This is a genomic window from Sphingobacterium sp. Lzh-3 (assembly GCF_046764375.1).
Taxonomy (GTDB): domain Bacteria; phylum Bacteroidota; class Bacteroidia; order Sphingobacteriales; family Sphingobacteriaceae; genus Sphingobacterium.
Map to the genome: position 1 here is coordinate 5832729 of NZ_CP177226.1, position 19829 is coordinate 5852557.

At 40.7% G+C, this 19829-nt stretch carries 12 protein-coding genes; 2 read left to right on the plus strand and 10 right to left on the minus strand.

Annotation, left to right across the window (positions count from 1 at the left end):
* Nucleotides 1-8 precede the first annotated feature (8 nt).
* From ACLCDV_RS24420 to ACLCDV_RS24460, 9 genes are all read right to left on the minus strand, one after another.
* Nucleotides 9-3470 (minus strand): TonB-dependent receptor, encoded by a 3462-nt coding sequence (locus ACLCDV_RS24420; RefSeq protein ID WP_317669236.1) that lies wholly within the window; start codon nucleotides 3468-3470, stop codon nucleotides 9-11.
* Nucleotides 3471-3521: 51 nt separating this feature from the next.
* Nucleotides 3522-4766 carry an exo-beta-N-acetylmuramidase NamZ domain-containing protein gene (locus ACLCDV_RS24425; protein ID WP_411972458.1) on the minus strand — a complete coding sequence of 415 codons (1245 nt, stop codon included), beginning with the start codon at nucleotides 4764-4766 and terminating at the stop codon, nucleotides 3522-3524.
* A gap of 542 nt (nucleotides 4767-5308) precedes the next feature.
* A complete protein-coding gene (locus ACLCDV_RS24430) occupies nucleotides 5309-6310 on the minus strand; it encodes a phosphodiester glycosidase family protein (RefSeq protein WP_411972459.1) in 1002 nt (333 codons plus the stop codon).
* A 2-nt stretch (nucleotides 6311-6312) separates the two neighbouring features.
* A complete protein-coding gene (locus ACLCDV_RS24435; protein WP_317669233.1) occupies nucleotides 6313-7116 on the minus strand; it encodes a DUF4397 domain-containing protein in 804 nt (267 codons plus the stop codon).
* A gap of 18 nt (nucleotides 7117-7134) precedes the next feature.
* Nucleotides 7135-8715 carry a SusD/RagB family nutrient-binding outer membrane lipoprotein gene (locus tag ACLCDV_RS24440; protein ID WP_411972460.1) on the minus strand — a complete coding sequence of 527 codons (1581 nt, stop codon included), beginning with the start codon at nucleotides 8713-8715 and terminating at the stop codon, nucleotides 7135-7137.
* 4 nt (nucleotides 8716-8719) lie between these two features.
* Entirely contained in the window at nucleotides 8720-11797 is a 3078-nt protein-coding gene (locus ACLCDV_RS24445; RefSeq protein WP_411972461.1) for a SusC/RagA family TonB-linked outer membrane protein, read from the minus strand.
* Nucleotides 11798-12322: 525 nt separating this feature from the next.
* The gene (locus tag ACLCDV_RS24450) at nucleotides 12323-12970 is read right to left on the minus strand and encodes an N-acetylmuramoyl-L-alanine amidase (RefSeq protein WP_411972462.1); all 648 of its coding nucleotides are present in this window, start codon (nucleotides 12968-12970) and stop codon (nucleotides 12323-12325) included.
* Nucleotides 12971-13023: 53 nt separating this feature from the next.
* Nucleotides 13024-14796: a SusD/RagB family nutrient-binding outer membrane lipoprotein gene (locus ACLCDV_RS24455; RefSeq protein ID WP_411972463.1), complete on the minus strand. Its 1773-nt coding sequence runs from the start codon at nucleotides 14794-14796 to the stop codon at nucleotides 13024-13026.
* A 12-nt stretch (nucleotides 14797-14808) separates the two neighbouring features.
* A complete protein-coding gene (locus ACLCDV_RS24460) occupies nucleotides 14809-17970 on the minus strand; it encodes a SusC/RagA family TonB-linked outer membrane protein (RefSeq protein ID WP_411972464.1) in 3162 nt (1053 codons plus the stop codon).
* A gap of 96 nt (nucleotides 17971-18066) precedes the next feature.
* Between ACLCDV_RS24460 and ACLCDV_RS24465 the strand changes: the two genes are divergently transcribed.
* Together ACLCDV_RS24465 and ACLCDV_RS24470 are read left to right on the plus strand one after the other, a co-directional pair.
* Nucleotides 18067-18363 (plus strand): hypothetical protein, encoded by a 297-nt coding sequence (locus tag ACLCDV_RS24465; RefSeq protein ID WP_411972465.1) that lies wholly within the window; start codon nucleotides 18067-18069, stop codon nucleotides 18361-18363.
* Nucleotides 18364-18564: 201 nt separating this feature from the next.
* Nucleotides 18565-19212, plus strand: coding sequence for a DUF6266 family protein (locus ACLCDV_RS24470; RefSeq protein ID WP_317669227.1), 648 nt, complete (start codon nucleotides 18565-18567; stop codon nucleotides 19210-19212).
* A 15-nt stretch (nucleotides 19213-19227) separates the two neighbouring features.
* Here ACLCDV_RS24470 and ACLCDV_RS24475 read toward each other — a convergent pair whose 3' ends face one another.
* Nucleotides 19228-19803, minus strand: a complete 576-nt coding sequence (locus ACLCDV_RS24475; protein ID WP_333577976.1) for an acyl-CoA thioesterase — start codon at nucleotides 19801-19803, stop codon at nucleotides 19228-19230.
* Nucleotides 19804-19829 lie beyond the last annotated feature (26 nt).

Here is a 19829-nt window from a genome sequence, read left to right on the forward strand (position 1 = left end):
TGTAAATTTTAAAAATTAACCTGAACACCAAACGATACCGACTTAAACATTGGTGTACCTACACCTGTTCTACCCGAGTTATAATTTGTAGCATTAAATATAGAAAAGCCATTGATTGCTTCCGGGTCAACCGGCAAACCATTCAACTTATCAAAGGTGAAGAAATTTTCCAATGAAGTATAAACTCTTGCCGTTTTGATAAATGCTTTGCGCGTTAATGTTGAAGGAAGTGTATAACCCAACGTTATATTTTTAATACGCAAATAGGACATATCCAATAAGTAACGGGACTGTTTAACCATATTGTTTGCATCATTACTTGCCGCATTATTATATGCTCTCGGATAAAATGCGCCCGTATGATCCGCAGACCAGAAATTATCTGCAATTGCCGAAGGCATAGCGCCATCCGAAGCATTGTAACCCGGAATTGTCAAGAAACCATTACCCCAGATCTGACGCTTTCCAACACCTTGCATAAATCCAGAAAGATCAAAGCCCTTATAGTCAAATCCTAAACGGAAACCATATTCATAACGCGGTGTTTCATTACCGATGATTTCCATGTCACCATGGTCGTCTAACGTACCGGCTCCGGCATTGATCTGACCATCACCATTCAAATCGGCAAATTTCACGTCACCAGGACCGAACCTAAAGTTACTGCTGGTCGGAAAGGTATTATAAGCCCCATTAGGATCCGAAAGCTTATTCATCACTTTACCCGCAACAGTGGTCGTAACCAATTTACCATCAGAACCATATTCAAAATCACCGGCTTGATATAATCTATCTGTACGATAACCCCAGATTTCACCCACATCTTTACCATTATAGTAATCTGAAATCACCCGGGTATTTGTATACTGTAGAATAGTCGTTTTAGCATCTGATAATGTACCTCTGACATTAAAGCCAAAACCGCTTTCAAAACGATGGTTAAAATCTAAAGCCAACTCCCATCCTTGTGTACGCAAAGCCCCGAAGTTGCCCTGTGGTGCAGGCGCTCCAAACGTTGCACTGACATCGCCACTTGGAACGATCATATTCTTAGTATCCCTTCTATACCAATCGAAAACCAATCCGAATTTGCTCTTGAACATGCGCATATCCAAACCTATATCTGTGGTTTCAATACGCTGCCATTTCAATTCACTTCTTACGGCTGAAGGAGTTCCGATCGTGAAGTAACGACTACCATCAGCACCCAACCAAGCAACATCTCCTGGAATCATGGTCGATGTATATAAACTTGGCGGCACGGTCTGATCACCGATAGATCCCCAAGAACCTCTAAACTTCAACTGATTAAGCGTAGGCTTGGCCCATTCCATAAAATTCTCTTCCGAAGCTACCCAACCTGCCGAGAAGGACGGAAACCATTGCCATTTCAAATCTTTTGGAAACTTAGAAGAACCGTCGTAACGAATGTTTGCCTCTACCAAATATTTATTCTTATAGGCATAATTTACCCGTCCGAAATAACCTAACTGCGCTTCCCATGCGGCATCACCTTTCGCCAATTGCGCTGAAGTATTCACACCAAAACCCAGTTGTGGATTTTGGATATCCAATAAGTTAAACGTTTGGGAAGAATTCATATCATAATCCAAAGTCACACGGTTAACACCCGCAATAAATTTGAAATCATGATCATCGTCCAGGTTTAAATTATAGGTAGTGAAAGCATTGATTGTATTATTACGACGAGCGCCCGATGCTCTCAAAAAATGATCTGGGTTTGCTCCATTCGCCGTGTAAGTATAATAATTCAAATCATAGGCAGCCATTGCTCCTGCAGCACCAGCAGCAACTACCTGTCCGTCGGAGTTCACATAAACAGGATTACCCGCAGCATCTTTTCTAGCTACCCCCGCAACCCAAGAATCTGCGGCAGTAAAACGCGTACCAGGCTGTGTGGTGATTTCCTCCTGATTGGAGAATGTATAATCAAAATCCACTTTCCAGTTTTTCTTGATATTTACAGTTGCACCTAAATTTAAGTTGATGTAATTATTTTGGAAGCTCGCTGTATTTGCAGAAGAAGTCTCACTCCACGGACTACGGATCATGTTACCCTTTTCATCATACCCCATTGGATATAACGAACTCCAACGGTAGAGGTATAACCAAGGATCCGCAGTGGTTGAATTTGTTGTATAAGGATATTCTTTTTTACGACGCGACACCATGGCACCACCACGCACAGTCAGGTATTTATTGATCTCTGACGATATACGCAACGCCGCATTAGTACGATTAAATTTATCATGATCCGTTGTTTTCATCATACCCGACTGATTCAACAAGCCCATACTTAAATTATACTGCGTCTTTCCAGATGTACCTGAAATACTTAAATCATGCTGAGAAGTCGGTGCAGCCTTACGGATCATATAATCCTCTACATTATAAGTACGCACACCATACTTTTTCGTAGGTTCAGCAGGATTAACATACCAATCACGACCATAAACAGTAGGATCGTTCGCTCCGATTGAGTTACCATATTTCTGCTTCCAGTCCAGCGCACGCTGATAGCTTTCGCGGTTAATTTTATAAAATGCACCTGTTTCAGATTCACCGACACGCTCCGCAGCTTCCAAAGAATACTTAAGGGCATTCACATCACCCATGTTATAATCTACAGCCGAATTCTGAAAGGAGAAGTTATTGGAATAATTGATATTGAAACTATCTCCGCCTTGTGCCCCTTTTTTTGTTGTAATCAATACCACACCAAATGCAGCTTTAGCTCCATAAATAGAAGAAGCAGCAGCATCTTTCAATACGGAAATAGACTCTACATCAGCAGGATTAACTAACTGAATGCTTGGAATCTCCACATTATCCAACAAGATAAGTGGACTGGATCCGCCTGCAATCGACCCCATTTGACCACGGATTTTCATAACCGGATCGGAACCAACTTCTCCACTTGGTACCACAACTGTCAAACCTGGTGTCGTACCTTGAATACCACGACCAACATCCGCAATAGCACGCCCTTGTAGGTTATCTTTTACGTTGACAGTAGATACAGCACCAGTTAGGTTACCTTTTTTCTGGGTACCATAACCGACAACCACCACTTCGTCCAACGCTTGATTATCGTCGGCTAGAGTTACATCAAGTGAGCTTGAAGTAATCGTAATCTCTTTCGTCACGTATCCAACAGATGAAAAACGCAACTTGCTCCCCACGGCAGCTGTAATTTTAAAATGTCCTTGAGCATCGGTCTTTGTTGACGCGGCACCGCCAATCAAAGACACACTTACCCCAGAGACTGGACCTTTTCCATCCGTTACAGTACCTTGCACCGTATTTTGAACCGCACTTTTTAGAGAAGAGCTTAGAAGAGCATTTGTTAACTTATTGCTATTCAAAGAACCTTCTTTTTTTGTAAAAGAATAGGATTCAGAAGGAAAACTCAATCCAAGAGCAACAGAAAATAGTACAAATTTTCTCATTGATTATAGAGTTTTAAAATAAATGATTCTAGTTAATATTGTTAGTTATTGCTATTCAAAATCAGTATATAACAAATACTTCTTACGCATCTGTTTATAATTTTTCAAGTCATCCGACCAGGAAGCGCGAATCTGTGCCTCCGATTCACCTGCAAGAATCTGCTTACGCAACTGATCAGTCCCTGCGAGCTTATCGAAAAATTCGGGCCTTGCAAAGAATGTCGATTTATCAGGCGTCTTTTGATAAAAATCTAAGACATATTTTAGTGTGAATTTTTGCTTTTCAGGATCCAGAGCACGTAGATCTATACCATAATTTGTCGCACCTTTTCCTTCCACATGCTTGGACATACCATGACGTTCACCCGGGGTAAACGTAAAAGAGCCGTACACCGGATTTGTATACCCCAATACTTGAAATGGCCAATCCGTCCCACGCCCTACCGAAATATCAGTTCCTTCGAAAAGGCATAGTGAAAGATACAATCGTACAGAAAGCTGATTGGGTAGACTTGGTGAAGGAATTACCGGTAAATCGTACAGCGTTTTGTGATCCCAATTTTGCACCTTTACAACCTGCACATCTACCTGGCGACCATTTTCTAACCAGTGTTCCCCATTGATCATCTGTGCCAACTCACCAATTGTCAGACCGTGGATCATTGCTATTTTATGCCAAGAAACATCGGATTTAAACTTGTCATCATGCCTTACTGGACCGTCGACCTGATCTCCATTCGGATTTGGGCGATCCAATACAATTAATTTCTTGTTATGCTTTGCACAAAGCTCCATCACACGATGCAAGGAAGTGATATACGTGTAAAAACGCGCTCCGACATCCTGTAGATCGAAGATCATAACATCGATGGAATTGACAATCGAATCTTGTTTCTTATTTCCACCATATAATGTAAATAGTGGTAAACCTGTTTTCTGATCAATATCATTTCCAAACTTCTCGCCACGCTCTACATTACCACGGAAGCCATGCTCAGGCGCAAAGGCAAATTTTAAGTCAACTTTATTATCCATTAAAACATCCACGAGATGTTTTTTATCGGGCCCAACAATTGATGTTTGATTTCCCATAACCCCAACTTTCTTCCCTTTTAATTGCGGTAAATATAAGGCTAACTGATCTGCCCCTGGCACAACAACCTTGTTCGATATATCACCAGAAATGCTACTTCCTGCTTTTTCATTCGTCTGAACAGACTTCAATGAACTTCCACAAGAAATAAAAAGGGTATTTGAAACCACTAGAATTAGCGCAAATAAGTTAGTTTTTATCATAAGATAGATCATTAGATCATACACAACATGCAGTTTTATGCACGAATAATTGAAAATCAGGATAAAAGTAAGTAGAACTTTTCGATTTTAAAACTAAAATTGTCACAAAAACGCAAAAGAAAGTAAGTATTCACTTTTTTTTAAGTTAAAACAAAAATAAAATATTTCCTTTTTTTTATTTCAAAACAGTAAAACAAAAAAATGATAAAACAAAGAAATACAGATGATTATAGAAATAAATCAATATCGAAGAACATGTTGTTAGTGTAAATAAAACACTACAATGTAACAAATACATTACCTCAATATAAACCATACAACCGCGCACAAATCAGTACTACCAAGCATTTAAATAGCTGATTACCACATAATCCCCAACTTTCAGCAACAATCCGCATGCTTTATTTTAAAAACTATTCCAAATCTAATATAGCACACGGCAGAGCAAACACAACTTCCAATAAAACATGAAAGTGATATAATGTATAAAGGCTTTCGGATCATTTTTCCGAAAGCCTTTATACGCCCAAAGAAAACAACACCTATTTCAGCACGAAACCTATCCCATTTGCACTTGCCCCCCCTGCCAAAGCTATCGGCCTATTTACCACTTTCCAACTTAAAAGACTGGACCGTCCTTCACTTTCCGCCCGTTCTACCATAACGGACGCTGTCCCACCATTTGTAACAAAAGCATCTGAAGATCCGATCGCCGCCATGATCTTTCCTAAATCGTTGTAAGTGATACCAACAGAAAAAGCATTTGTTCCGCCATCCACTACAACCGCATACAGATAGTTCCGACCTGCATTTAACCCCACCGCTGTATTAGCTTGAACAGTTTCTGTCGCCGAAGTAACAGTATCACCTCTATATAAAAGCCAGGTGCTACCAGAAACTAAGGAAGCTAGATCATTTAAATTATATTCGTCCATTGGAGATGATGTAGATGGCTTGTTTCCAATAAAAACAGAACCGTTCTTTTTCACACCCAAAAAAGGTCGTGTATTAGATGTAGCTGTTGTCGTTGTTGTTTTCAACTGTCGGCTTTTAAATATAAACGAGCCTGTCGGCGCGGAGGAAGTCACCACATCTCCATTGACCGCTGCTATAATTTTCCCTCCGGCACGCCCCTCATTATATTTAGCCATATCTCCCAACGTCTGCACTGTAAATAAATAATCATCAAAAGGACTTAGGGCAGTTACACCTATATTAGTTTTAGAAAGATCGACTTCCAGGATCTGCATACTCATGGCCTGATTTAATTTATTCACATAACGAACATGCGTACGCTTTATTCCATCCGCCAGGGCCGTCGTAGAATCCAATTTAAAAATCGAAATTATATCCGTTTTGTCCATTATCTTCTTCACAAGCGCACCTATCTCGTTGTCGGGCGGAATAACTTCCGGAACAGTAACCACAGGCTCCTTCCGCTCAAAAACAGGATAATCATCTCTCTGTTTACAAGATACCAATGAAAGCAGCAAGCCAAACAATACACTTGCACACAAACTATTTCTATATTTTTTATCCTTCATGATCATCGAATTAAGAAAAATGAAACATAGGGCTTCATGATGGCAGAAGTAAAACCATCGTAGCCCAGCGCATACACAGTATATGACCTTCGGTCCAAAATTGCTCCTGCATTTGAATAAGATGCCAGCACCGAAGCATTCGTTATAGGCGCACCCGCTTTACGGATCTTCCATGTCCGTGTTGTGATACGATTTAATTCAAAATATGGACTTGTCTCCAAATACTTTACATTTTTAGCAACCAGAGAATCCTGCGTTGGCTCCGCAGTTGTTGCCGCAGCTCCGTAATACAGATCAATCGCCTCAACATTGGGCATTAAATTTGTAAAACGGTAGCGTGCCTGCGTGCTATCCGGCCGGGTTAAATCTTCTTCATTTAAGATCATTTTTGTGTTTTTTGCTGTATCTGTTACATGCAACGTATAACGCTTTCCGGCCTCAAACTTCACTGTAGATTCGTATAAAATAATAGAATCCAGGCCACTATCGGTTTTATAAGGCAATCCTACCTGCACATTAACGGAACCCGATTTCCATTTCAGAAAGTCCGGACGGGAATCACCGCGTGTATTATACCCACCACCCGGAAAAGGTTCTCTACCACGAATAAGTGGCGTAACACGCTGACCATCAAATTTTACATACATATAGCGGTCATCCGGATAGATGGACGCCATGTTAATTTTAACAATTGCATCGTCAGCACCCATAAACTCCACATCGCCAAAATTCTGTATGGCCTTATCACAAGAATAAAGACCAAAAAGAAACAAGCAGGCGCCCAATATAATTTTAAAACTTTTCATACTCTAATCTTTAAAGGACTAATTATCTTTTGTTACGAACCAGGTCGGCTTGGTGACATAATAAGGATCCAAGGCCCCCCACTTGTCCAATTCTTTTGCATTCCATGCATACTCTGAGTTATAACGGGGACGAACCCGATAACAGTAAGCCTGATATTGCAATCCCGAACCGCTGAGTGGCTGATACTGCTTAAAAATAGTAGTATCATAATTATACTTGCGTAGATCACACCACTGTTCCAATCCTCCCCAGCCCCATTGGACTATATACTTTTGCCCCATGATATCGGAAAGCATTAAGTCTGCTGAAGTCTGTGGAATTTCACTACTCGCCAGGTAGGCTTTTACCTGAGCGTCGGTAATTGCGGTTTCACCGTTTGTATTGATATACTTATTCACGAAAGTCATATGCGAGCGAATCGCATTAAGATAAGCCTGATAAGCCTCAGAAGACGCGCCCTTGATAAAAAGCGCCTCCGCCTTAATCAACTGCAGTTGCGCATAAGTCATCAGCGGGAATTCAGCTTTATCCCTAAAGATGAATTTTCCTTCATACACTCCACCCACAATTTTCCCGAGAATCGAAGGGATAATCGTAGCCGAATTGGTTACATTCGGCAGAGCACCGGAAAACACCGTATCAGCAACATTATCCAGGTTCCTATTGATCATTTTTAAGAGACGCGGATCACTTGCAACACGTGAAGGAGCCGTTACTGTCCCTCGAAGTCCTCCAGATAAGTAACTCACAATCGGCTGGCCGGCACGGCTATAATATGAGCTTGTATAAACCCCATACAGCGGACCAACCACACTCGAGGTTTCCGCCTTATCTCCCGAAAACTTAACGCTTGCATCGTCATCGTTAGAGGCCAAGGATTGATTGACGTAATAGACGACAGAATCCGCATACTTTGATTTAAAATCTGACTTATTAACCAAGTGGATATACTGAAGTGCGCGAATACCATAAACAAACTTGCGCCACTTACCCATATCACCACGAAAAAGGTTATCTCCTCTTTCGGAACTCAAATTAGCGCTATAATCAAGCGGACTTTTTTGATCCATATAATATAAGGCAGAATCACACCAAACTCTAACTTGTGCATAAACCTCTTTTTGATCGTCATACTTAAAGCTAAGCTGGTCGCGCAGGGCTTCCTTCATAATAACAGGACCATGATAATCGGTAAGCATTTGGTATCCCCAAGCCTTAACGGCATAACCTATTGCAGCATACTCATATTTCTCATTTTCCACCGCATCCCGGATCATGTTTGCCAGGTTTCGACCGTGGTTAAAATAGACCATACGCCACATCACCCCGCCAACATCACTCTGCAGTCTAAATCCATGCCTTTCCCAAACTTTTGAAGCATCGTCAGCAGAAGCCCCCATAATAGATTGATTAAACTTGTTCATAATGGTCTGATCCTGCGCATAACCATTTGCCATATGAAATATAATCGGAGCCAACAAAATCTCAGCCCTAACATCCTGTGGATACGACGGATTATCATTGATATCCATAAATTTTTTACAACCTGTCATTATCAAAGTCAATAACAACAAAGCTGTACCTATTTTTGCTTTCATAATCTTATAATTGTAAGTTAACGCCAACATTGAACCCTTTCGGTCTAGCCATATTGCCAAAATCTATTCCATAGCCGCCAATACCTCCAATACCAGTTGTATTCGAATTACTTTCTGGATCCAATCCTGTATAATTTGTAAACATAACGAGATCAGTAGCTGTAAAAAACGCTTTTAGTGAAGACCTTTCACCTAAGAACCGCGTCAGTCTTTTCGGCAATCGATAACTTAAAGTAATATCACGCAGTCTCATTGTATAGATATTCCGTTCTACGAACATACCCGGCTCGATATTGGTAAAATAATACGCGGAGGAAGTATATGGTGTTACCGCAATATGGTTGATTGTTGGATTTTCCGAATTCTCCAACCCATCCTTCAAAACACCCCTTATCACGCGTGGATCTTCTCTATTTAGCGTTTTTGTCGACATACCGAATGTATACATGTTATAATCCAATCCGTTTAACACATCTCCGCCTTTACGCCAGTCCCACAAAAATGTCAGATACCAATTTTTGTAATTGAATTTATTAACGATGCCCAATGTAAACTTAGGCAGGCGGTCAGCAATCGGGTAATAGCGATCTGTACCAGCGACCGGCAGACCTGTTGCCGGGTCGATCAGCACGTCGCCTTTCGTATTACGCATAAACTGCGTTCCAGAGAGGGCGCCCATACTGTAACCTGGCAATACTGCAGAACGCACACCGCTCAACAACCAGGTATCCGAATCATACAATTCGGGCAAATCTTCAGCCAGCGACAACACACGGCCTTTATATTGGGTAAAGTTGAAGACAAGGTTCCAATTGAAATTCCTCTTGACAATCGGATTGAATATTGCCTGAACCTCGGTACCCAAATTTTTCACTTTACCTCCGTTCATCATTTTTAAAACAAAGCCAGAACCATAACTCAGTCGGGGCAAAATAATCTGTCCATCACTCAGCCTGGAGAAATAACTAAAATCAAAAGAGACAAACTTTTTAAACAACGAAAATTCCAAACCTGCCTCAAATTCATCTGTCATTTCAGCAACCAACTTATCATTCCCTCCATTAAAACCATAAGCATAGCCACCACCGGTTGAATATTGAGGTTCATAATTTGATTTGATAAAATAGGATCTAAGCGGACCTTTACCCGTTTTACCTGCCGAAAATCTAATTTTCCCATCTGAGATCACATCCGAGACTGCCTTAATTGGATTTAAATCGGTAAAATTAAAGGCCAAGGACCCTGAAGGATAAGAAAAATAAGGATCATTTGGCATCAAACGCGACGTTCCGTCCAAACGGCCCGACAGCGTCAGATATAGCAAGGTTTTGTACCCTAATACAGCCTGTCCGAAGAATCCAATAGAACGGTAGTTGTTGATGACATTTTTTGCCAAACGTGTCGAAGCATAGGTATTATTGATGCTGTTGAAATTTGGATCAAAGAAATTTGTTCCGTATTGCGAATCGGTAATCGAGTTCTGATCACGGATCTCGCCCCCCAGAAATGCATTAATTGAATAATCTCCAAAAGTTTTATTGGCCGAAAAACGGGCATTACCATACAAAATTCGCATATTATTCTGATAAGAACTATACTTACCCCCTGTGGGAGAGGTGGAAGAACCCGAACCGGAATAAGATTGCGGATGATAGACACTTTCACCTTTTGTAGTAGAATAATCAATCCCGACAACACCTTCAAATCTCAGCCAGGACAATGGCTTATAGGTAAAATTTGAGGAAGCCAGCGTACGGTTGGTTTTATCATTGGCGATATTCCGATACACATCCCAAAAAGGATTATCAAGCTCATTGTAAATATCCTTGGTATTTAATACGCGATTACCTTTTTCATCGATCCAATTCCGGACATCATATAAAGGATTAAAGCGCATCAGCGTCATCAAATAACCTGTAGCGCCTTTTCTTGCCTTATCATTGTCCGAAAAGATAAAATTAAAAGACGTATTGAGTTCAAATTTATTTGAAAATTTGGCGGTAGAGTTTAATCGCGAAGAGAAGCGTGTATAACGCGTATTTGGAACAATACCCGTGTTATCATTGTATTCGTTTGACCAGCGATAACTTAGATTTTCATTACCACCATTAAAGGTTAAATTATGCTTTTGATTATATCCATGACGAAAGAAATTTTTAACATTATCTTTATGCAAAAGCATGTCGTCCTTATACTTCGGTCCCAATGCATAGGAAGATGTCCCATCATAATTGCCATTGAGCCCCTGCATATAGGTATACTGTCGCTCCGGAAATTTATTGACAAACTCCATTCTTCCTGAATAGCTATAATCAACCCCAAATTTACCACTCTTGGCCTTCTTTGTCGTGATAATTATAGCTCCCCCCGCACCTGAGCTCCCATACAATGCCGTCGCTTCCGGCCCCTTCATCACAGTATACGTTTCAATATCCGAAGGATTGATATCCAATGCCCGATTGGAATAATCCAAATCCCGGTTGGCACCATTCATCGCCAAATCATTTTCATTGACTGTCGAATTGTTAATCGGCACTCCATCGACAACAATCAATGCATTATTATCTCCAGAGATAGAGGCAAAACCCCGGAGCACGATTTGTGCCGAAGCACCTGGCATACCCGAAGTACTGTTAATGGACAAGCCTGGCACACGCCCTTGCAAGCCTTGAAAAAAACCTTCCCGTTGCGTATCTGACACGTCATCCCCGCTTACTTTCGGCGTAGAATAACCCAGCGATTTTTTGGAACGCTCTATTCCCATTGCTGTTACGATCACTTCATCCAGTGATGCAGTATTTTCTTTTAGCACCACATTGACGATCGACCGACCATTTAGGGCAACTTCCTGCGATTGATACCCCACATATCGGAATACCAATGAAGCACCTTCGGAAATTGTTATCTTGTAGTTGCCTTGACTATTTGTTGCTGCCTGTGCTCCTTTTCCAATCTCCTGGACGGTCACTCCCGCTAAACCGGATCCACTCGAATTAGTCACTCTACCGGTAACATTTTTTTGTGCCAGAGCAACACAACAAAAACACAGTAAACCCCAAAAAATGAGCAAACTCCTTTTCATAATTTTAAATTTTAATTAATAAGATTAGTTCAGTTTTAAAATAGGATGCTCCGCACCTAGTACGGTAACAAAACGCAAAAAATGCATATTATTCGTTCATAAGCATGCGTTACTTTTAGGTATAAATATTGGTTTGTACTTCTTTTCATATCTAATATAGCATAAAAATGCATAAAAAAAGACATTATTTTTATTTTTAGAGCACAAACCCAATCATATCCATCATAAAAACGAATAATAAGGCAAAAAAACAAGATATTCAGAATAGTATAAAAATAGAATAGCAGACCTTTCATCAATATATTCGAATAAAAGCGCAATCATAGGGATTTATAACACAACTAAGATAAAACGCAACAAAAAGCAAATAAGTAAACAATACGCGCTATTTCGAACACACATAATTTCGCTTAAGGTAATTTCTAGAAATCATTGGACAGAAGAGACCTCCACACACGCTGTACAGAGTCTTTATAGTCGCTTCAGGAAGAACTATGGGAAGAGTAGGAGAACAAAAAAAAGAGACTAGGGAAGTCTCTTCAATTTTAAATCGCTTAACTCGGATCTCAATTCATTCATAAATTTATCTCCCGGATCGTCTTTACCCGTAATGTAATTAGGGTCTGTCTCCTTCCACCAACTTGTTTTTTTAAAACGCTGATATTCATGATGCCCCAATACAAATTCAATCGGATATTTTTTACTGAGATAGCGGATCAGTTCTTCATTCGCTTTCAGTTGCGCATCTGTCAGTGGATTCTGGCGACTACCTATATTCTCAATACCGATCGCGCAATAATTGAGACCTATTGTATGTCGTGCAAAAATAGAATCTGGCAGAAACTGGTAAATGGTCCCATCCCGATCAATGACAAATTGCGAAGACACATTCAAGGCACTGGCCTTAGTCAATTCAGGCCGCCCCGGAAGTCTGACAGGATTAAAAGTATTAAAAGTTGCTTTTACGCTGTTATTGGCCGTCCAATGCACGACCACCATTTTAGGTTGGATAACCGGTGTTGACTGTGTTAGGCCATGCCGATTTTTCAAATAATCCAACGAAAGCTGAATACGTTCCTGGTCCCAGGTAATCGGTTTTTGAATAATCTTGGGCGATTGTGCGAAAAGCACAAATGGTATAAATAGAAAAAGGAAATTGATACAATATTTCATAACAAAAACGAATTAGATAAAGAAAGCCGCAGTTGCGGCTTTCAAATTTAAAATTATTCTTTGGTATCCCACCAAACCGGGAATGACCAGATATCATCATTCAACGCATTCGGATGGGATGCTTTTAAGTTATCGGAATTGTAGTTGATTTCATGTGAAACCTGGCGAACTCTTCTAAATTGTTTTCCTTGCGGTATTTTCTGCTGTGCCGCAGCCGTCACCGTATATTCGTAAGGAACAGCCCATCCGGGATATACTGAACTGCTGAAGTCGTAGCGACGCATATCATTCCAGTTCTGCTGGGTAAACGAAAGTGCAATAAATTTCTGCGTCATAATTTTAGCCAGCGTAATATCCCCAGCAGTACCAATTCCATTATTTAAAAAATTGTCAATTTTCGTTTGTTGCATAGGGGACTTGCTCACATTGATATTTCCATAAGAATTCAACTTAATATTCATTAAATCAATATGTGCTTTAATCCCATCTTTATACGCATTAAAAGCACCCGCTTTGTCACCTTTATTAAATAGAACTTCCGCCTTTATAAAACACATTTCGGGATAGGCAACCAAATGAGTAGGTGCATCTGGACGTGAATAAAAAGTACCTGAGGCCGCAACCGTACCATCATTCCATTTATAAATATCCGACACATCGCTATCGTAACCTATAGAACTGCTCTTGACAGAAACATAAACGGTATCCCCCCAACGTGCGGTATTGGCATTGTTAATATACCAAGAGTGTGGAGCCACGCTTCGCCCATTACTTTGAATTGCTACAGATTGATCGTTATAAGAGGCAGCGATAGGCCCCGAATTCATACGGATAGTCGACTGCATATCCACTCCTTTAGAACGAACAAATTTCTTTGGCGAACCAAACTCTGCCCAAGGAAGCAACTTATCCGCCCGAGGATCTTCTACACCTTTATTATCAAAATTGGTCAGAATATTTTCGTACCATTTTGTAACCAGGGTATTGGTATTCATCCCGGCATTATCAAATACGATCGAGGTTTTTACCGGATCAGCAAATAGGATATCCCCAATATTGTCAGACTTGTCATCGATATGCGACACAACCGTACTTTCCCCTACCGAAGTAGCCGCTTTATTAAGTGCCGCCAGTATCTCATCGGGCTTATACAAGCTACTCTTTTTTGACAGATTATTTAACCACCTTGCTTTCAATCCATAACACATTTTCAACCATTTCCCAACATCACCGCCATTCCAGCTATCCCCAGCCGACAATGGGGCAGTGGCAGCAGGTTGTTCCATATTGAAATACGCTATCGCTTTGTCAATATCAGCAAGACAACCCTCGAAAATCACCTTTCCATCATCAAATTTCGGGGTTATGTACGGTCCTAAAGCCTCCGTATACGGCATCTCACCGTACCAATCCGTCATCAGCATAAAACCCATCGCTCGAATCGCATGCAATGCACCAAGATAATGGTAAGCCTTATCTGTCGTCGCCTTCTCTTCCATATCCTTAAAATTGGCTCCTGCTCCTATAAAGAAAAATTGGTAAGGCGTAGTAGACATTCCCGCCGCAGGATTCCAACCGGCAATCATGCTATTTGACGCCGTACTATTGACAAAAGTCAACTGCTGTGTCACAAAACCTGCCCGTGTTCCTGCTGTTCCTTGCGCATACAAATAATAATGCTGTATCCAAGCCAGACGACTTTGCACCGAGGCAACAGTACTCGATGGTGTATTTGGATCCACGTTGATATCCAACCAATTTTTGCTACAGGACGAAAATAAAGTTAGAACCAACAGAAATGAGACTATTCTCTTATATTTATTCATGACTTTTCTATCTTAAAATCTAAAATTTAAACCAAACATAACACCAGCTGTACTAGGTACCCCATTATAATCTATACCCACTGAGCTCGAACCTTTCACTCCAGATCCTGCTGCTGATGCCTCCGGATCAAGTCCCTTATAATTGGTCAACAACCAGAGATTTGTTCCGGTCAATGTAGCTGTCAGACCTTTGACCACTTTAGAAACACCTGCATTTTTTAGCACACCATCCGAAAAATTATAGGCTACTGAAATATTTCGTAGACGCAACCAGTTTGTCTTCACCATAAAATTGGCACTTTCACGAGCGTAATAGTCACTCCAATAATCCTGAATTATTCTTCTTCCGCTTGTTGACACACCCTTGATATCATACATCTGGTCCGCCAAAAAGGTAAATGTTTTATTTTCGTATACCGGAGCATCATTCGTTCCGCCATTACGAATTGCACCATCCAATACCAGCTGATCCCTATCCTCAGTCCGCTTGCTCATACCGTTGACTGTCATCGCATAATCCGTACCGTTATAAATATCGCCACCTATACGAAAGTCAAACAAGAAGGATAGATTAAAATTCTTATAGGTCAAGCTGTTATTGAACCCTCCCGTCAATTTAGGTTCACGATTCCCAATATCATAAGTCACTTGGTTATCACTTATTGGCATACCTGTATTGGCATCCAACACAACTTTTCCGTCAGGAGTACGCGTCCATTGCGAACCTGAAATCCCCATAAAATTACCTCCGTTAAAAGAAGCTGCCTTTGCATTTCCCACCTGCACATCTGTGACATATAGAATATTCACCCCTGCCAATAAGTTATCTACTGTCCCCTTATTTCTGGACATATTCAATGTCGATTCCCAGACAAAATCTTTCTTCACAATCGGCTTACCTGTCAAAGAAAGCTCCATTCCTTTATTGTAGATATCGCCAGCATTAACAGAAGCAAAAATGTAACCGATAGATTGCGCCAAACGAGGGGAAAGAATCTGATTATAGGAATTGTTGGTGTAATAGGCATAATCTATACCCAATCGTCCTTTAAAGAAACGAAGTTCGGCACCAACCTCAAAAGAGCCTGTTGTCTCCGGCTTCAAAAACGGATTACCTTTTTGCCAATTGTTTCCTAGTCCAACAATACCTCCTAAATACTGAATCGGCTTCCACAAATAGGTATTTGTAACATATGGATCCGCATCTTTACCCACGCGAGCCCAGGAGGCTCTTAGCTTTCCAAAATCCAACCAATCTGGACGACTGTCTTTCAGCAGCTCCGTAAACACAAAACTACCGCCGACGGAAGGATAAAAATAGGATCTATTGTCCACAGGTAAGGTTGACGTCCAATCATTTCTTCCAGTAACGTTCAAAAACAACATATTTTTGTACGACGCTCTTAACTCTCCGTACAAACCAAAAAGGCGTCTTTTAGTATTATTAACGTTAAATTGCTTATTGGCTAACTCAATATTTTCGAAGCTATAAAAATCGTCCACTTCAAAATGATAGCCCATACGTCTATTATTAGTCGTTTTTGTTTGTTCAGAGAAAAATCCGACTAATGCTCCAAGGTCAAAATCGCCTACTTTTTTATTAAAATTAGACATGATATTGGAAGACCAATAATTGTATTTGAAATCACTTTCTGACATCATCCCCTTTTGCCAAGGCTTTTTGATTGCCGCGCCTTCACCAATAATCGTGGAATTTTTAGTTAAGTAACTGTCCATCCCTACACGATAGGTAAGACTCCACCAATCAAAGATGGGCATTGTTGCATTGAGACTTCCAGTAATACGTTCCGTATTATCGCCCAATATATTTTTATTGATTGTCCAATAAGGGTTCTCAATATCAGACTCCAGCGGCTGACGCCCTTCAAACATCCGATATTTCGTCCCGTCATCGTTGAGATATTTTCTCATATCATCGCTGCGCGACCAGCTATACAGGGACTCCATCGCTCCTGTACCACCAGACCCCCATAAACCTGCAGAAGTCAAAGTTTTGTCTGTGTTTGACAGTGAATATCCAACATTCGCACCTACCGTCAATTTGCCAAATTTCTGATCACCATTAAAGCGGAACGTGGTTTTATCGAAGCTCGTATTCGGCACGATACCCTTTTGATCGAAACGGGAACCAGACAAATAGAATGATCCATTTTTATTTCCGCCTGACAAATTAACCGTATTATCAAATACTGTTGAATGCTGAAAGAAATCTTTTACGTTGTTATATACAACGTCATTACTCCCAAACTTTTCACCCCAGGACTGTGTCGTATAATCATCTAGTACCCCCGCACTGTTGTAATAGCCACGTTTGTATTTTCCTTGTTGTTCCGGCAACCGATTAACCCAGTTATTTGAAAAACGACTTGAAAAACCAATCTCAGCACGGCCTTCTTGTCCTTTCTTCGTGGTAATGATAATGGCTCCCGCAGCTGCTCTTGATCCGTATAAGGCAGCAGCAGCCGGACCTTTTAATACCGACACATTATCAATGTCTTCGGGGTTGATATCCATAACACGATTGCTGTTAGATGTTGCAGTCGCTTGTGCACCATCAAAGGCACTATTCCCCCCGATTACTGTAGAGTTATCATAGATCACACCATCCACAACAAACAAGGGCTGGTTATCTCGTTCAAGTGAAGTACCGCCACGAAGAATAATCTGCGCCCCTGCACCAGCAGACCCCGAAGATTGTGTCACATTGACCCCAGCAATCTTTCCTGCCAATGAATTGACCACATTCGCGGTCTTGTTCTTCATCAACTCATCCGATTTAATATCCTGAACGGCATAACCAAGCGCTCTCTTCTCCTTCTTAATTCCCATTGCCGTCACAACAACCTCCTCAAGCGCCTCCTCACTGCCAGAAAGCGCAACATTGATCGTTGCATTTGCGCCAACTAATTGTTGTCTTTCTTGAGAACCCACGGCTCTAAAGATCAAAATGTCACCTGGCTCCGCATTGATTGTAAAACTTCCATCGGGTTTGGTTTGTGTACTGACAGCTTTACCTTTGATGCTCACCGTTACATTAGGCATAGTACCACCATCAGAAGCGTTCGTCACTTTACCCGTTACAGTTTTGGTCTGTGCCCATAAACTGGTTGACAGCATCACCCCTGAACAGAATAAGAGAAATTTTTTATTCATGGTTTTTAGTTAGTTGTTAATAATTTTCCATAACGGGCGGTTCCAACCCTAGGTTTATATCAATTACTACACAATACTATGAAAAGCTTCTAATTAATGCAAGTTTATGCGCAATTATTTGAAAAAGAAATAAAAATAAAAGGATTAACGCATAATTCGACATATAAAAAACCATTAAATACAATAAAAACAGATACAAAAACGCATATCACAGCAAAATTAGAACAAAAACATCCCATAAAAGCATTTAGCAACACGTTTTCCTCCCATCCGAAAGCAAAAAACAAATATTACAGAGCAAAAACTCAAACAGCATGCATTATCCTACACACAACAGCGTGCTTATGCAAGGAAATGCTGGGGCGATACGACCATTTTAAGCTATTTAATTGACATTGTATTCGGAGATCACTCGGTGCTTCTTCGGTACTCGTTCGGTACTTCTTCGGTGCTTCTTCGGTTGTGACCGAATAAAATCCGACTAAACTCCGATTGAGCTTCGTTGTAATTCCGAAAAAAAGTAGAATCTAATATTGACAAACACCTATTTATTTTGTAACTTAAAGAAAAATAAATAAGCAATTAACTTCGATTATGGCAGTCATTAAAAACGGTGCCAACGGCACGCTTTCGGGCAAAGCAGGATCAGTAGTGTTTGTTACCAACGGAAATACAACCTATGCTAGGGGATTACCTAAGAAAAGTAGAAAAAAACCTTCTGCGGATCAAATCCAGTCACGCTCGCGTTTCTCCCTCATCCAAAAATTTATCTCTCCAATGCTAGATTTAATACGGGTCGGATTTAAAGGCTATAACCCCAATAAAAAGGCTTACAGTAATGCCATGTCCTACAACCTCAATAATGCAATAGAAAAAACTGCTACTGGCTATGCCATCAATTATGAAAACTTCCGCGTTAGTAAAGGGGGGCCTAACCCTGTCTCCTCTCATACATTTCAGGTAGATAAAGAGACAGAAACATTCACACTCTTCTGGGAATATGACGCAAATATCGCAGCACAATACGACATTAACTCAAGTAGTTGCCGTTTACTGCTATACAATCCGGACGAGTGCGCATTCACAAATCACAGCATGAATACACTTGCTCAGCGAACACAGACAGTGAAACTTCAACGACAACAGCATATCGGCAACTACCACATCTATGTATTTTTCCATAGAACATACGGAAGCGACGAATGCACAGACAGTAAATATCTAGGGACATTTGAATGGTAAGAAGGGGAAGAAGACTTAAGAGCTCAGATTGATCTTCACATCAAAATGCTGCTTAATATAAGCCTGTTGTTCAGCGGAATCCGTTTCCAGATCGTGAATAGCCCGGTCTCTTTCTTTGTCGACCTCCATCTTCACTACACAGCGGTAGAAACGAAATACATCTTTTTCGGTCTCCAATATTAACCTTGGCACCCGGGCAGGCTTGCCTGTTTCATCTTTTGCCACCATCGTAAAATAAGAGGAATTACAATGCTTGGTTTCTCCCGTCTGAATATTCATGGCTTCGACCCGAATACCGACCTCCATAGAAGAGTTACCTACATAATTTACCGAAGCGATCAATGTCACCAATTCCCCCACCTCAATAGGTTTCAAAAAATCAACTTTGCCAACTGATGCCGTTACACAATAATGTGCAGAAAATTTAGACGCGACAGCAAATGCGATCTGATCCATCAAAGATAAAATATAACCGCCGTGAATTTTACCGCCAAAATTAGCATTCGAAGGCAACATCAGCTGTGACATCCGAATCACAGAGTCGCTTACCGTTTTATAGATTTCTTCCATACCTATAAATTTACCTTGCATAGATTACAATTCAAAACAAAAAAGGG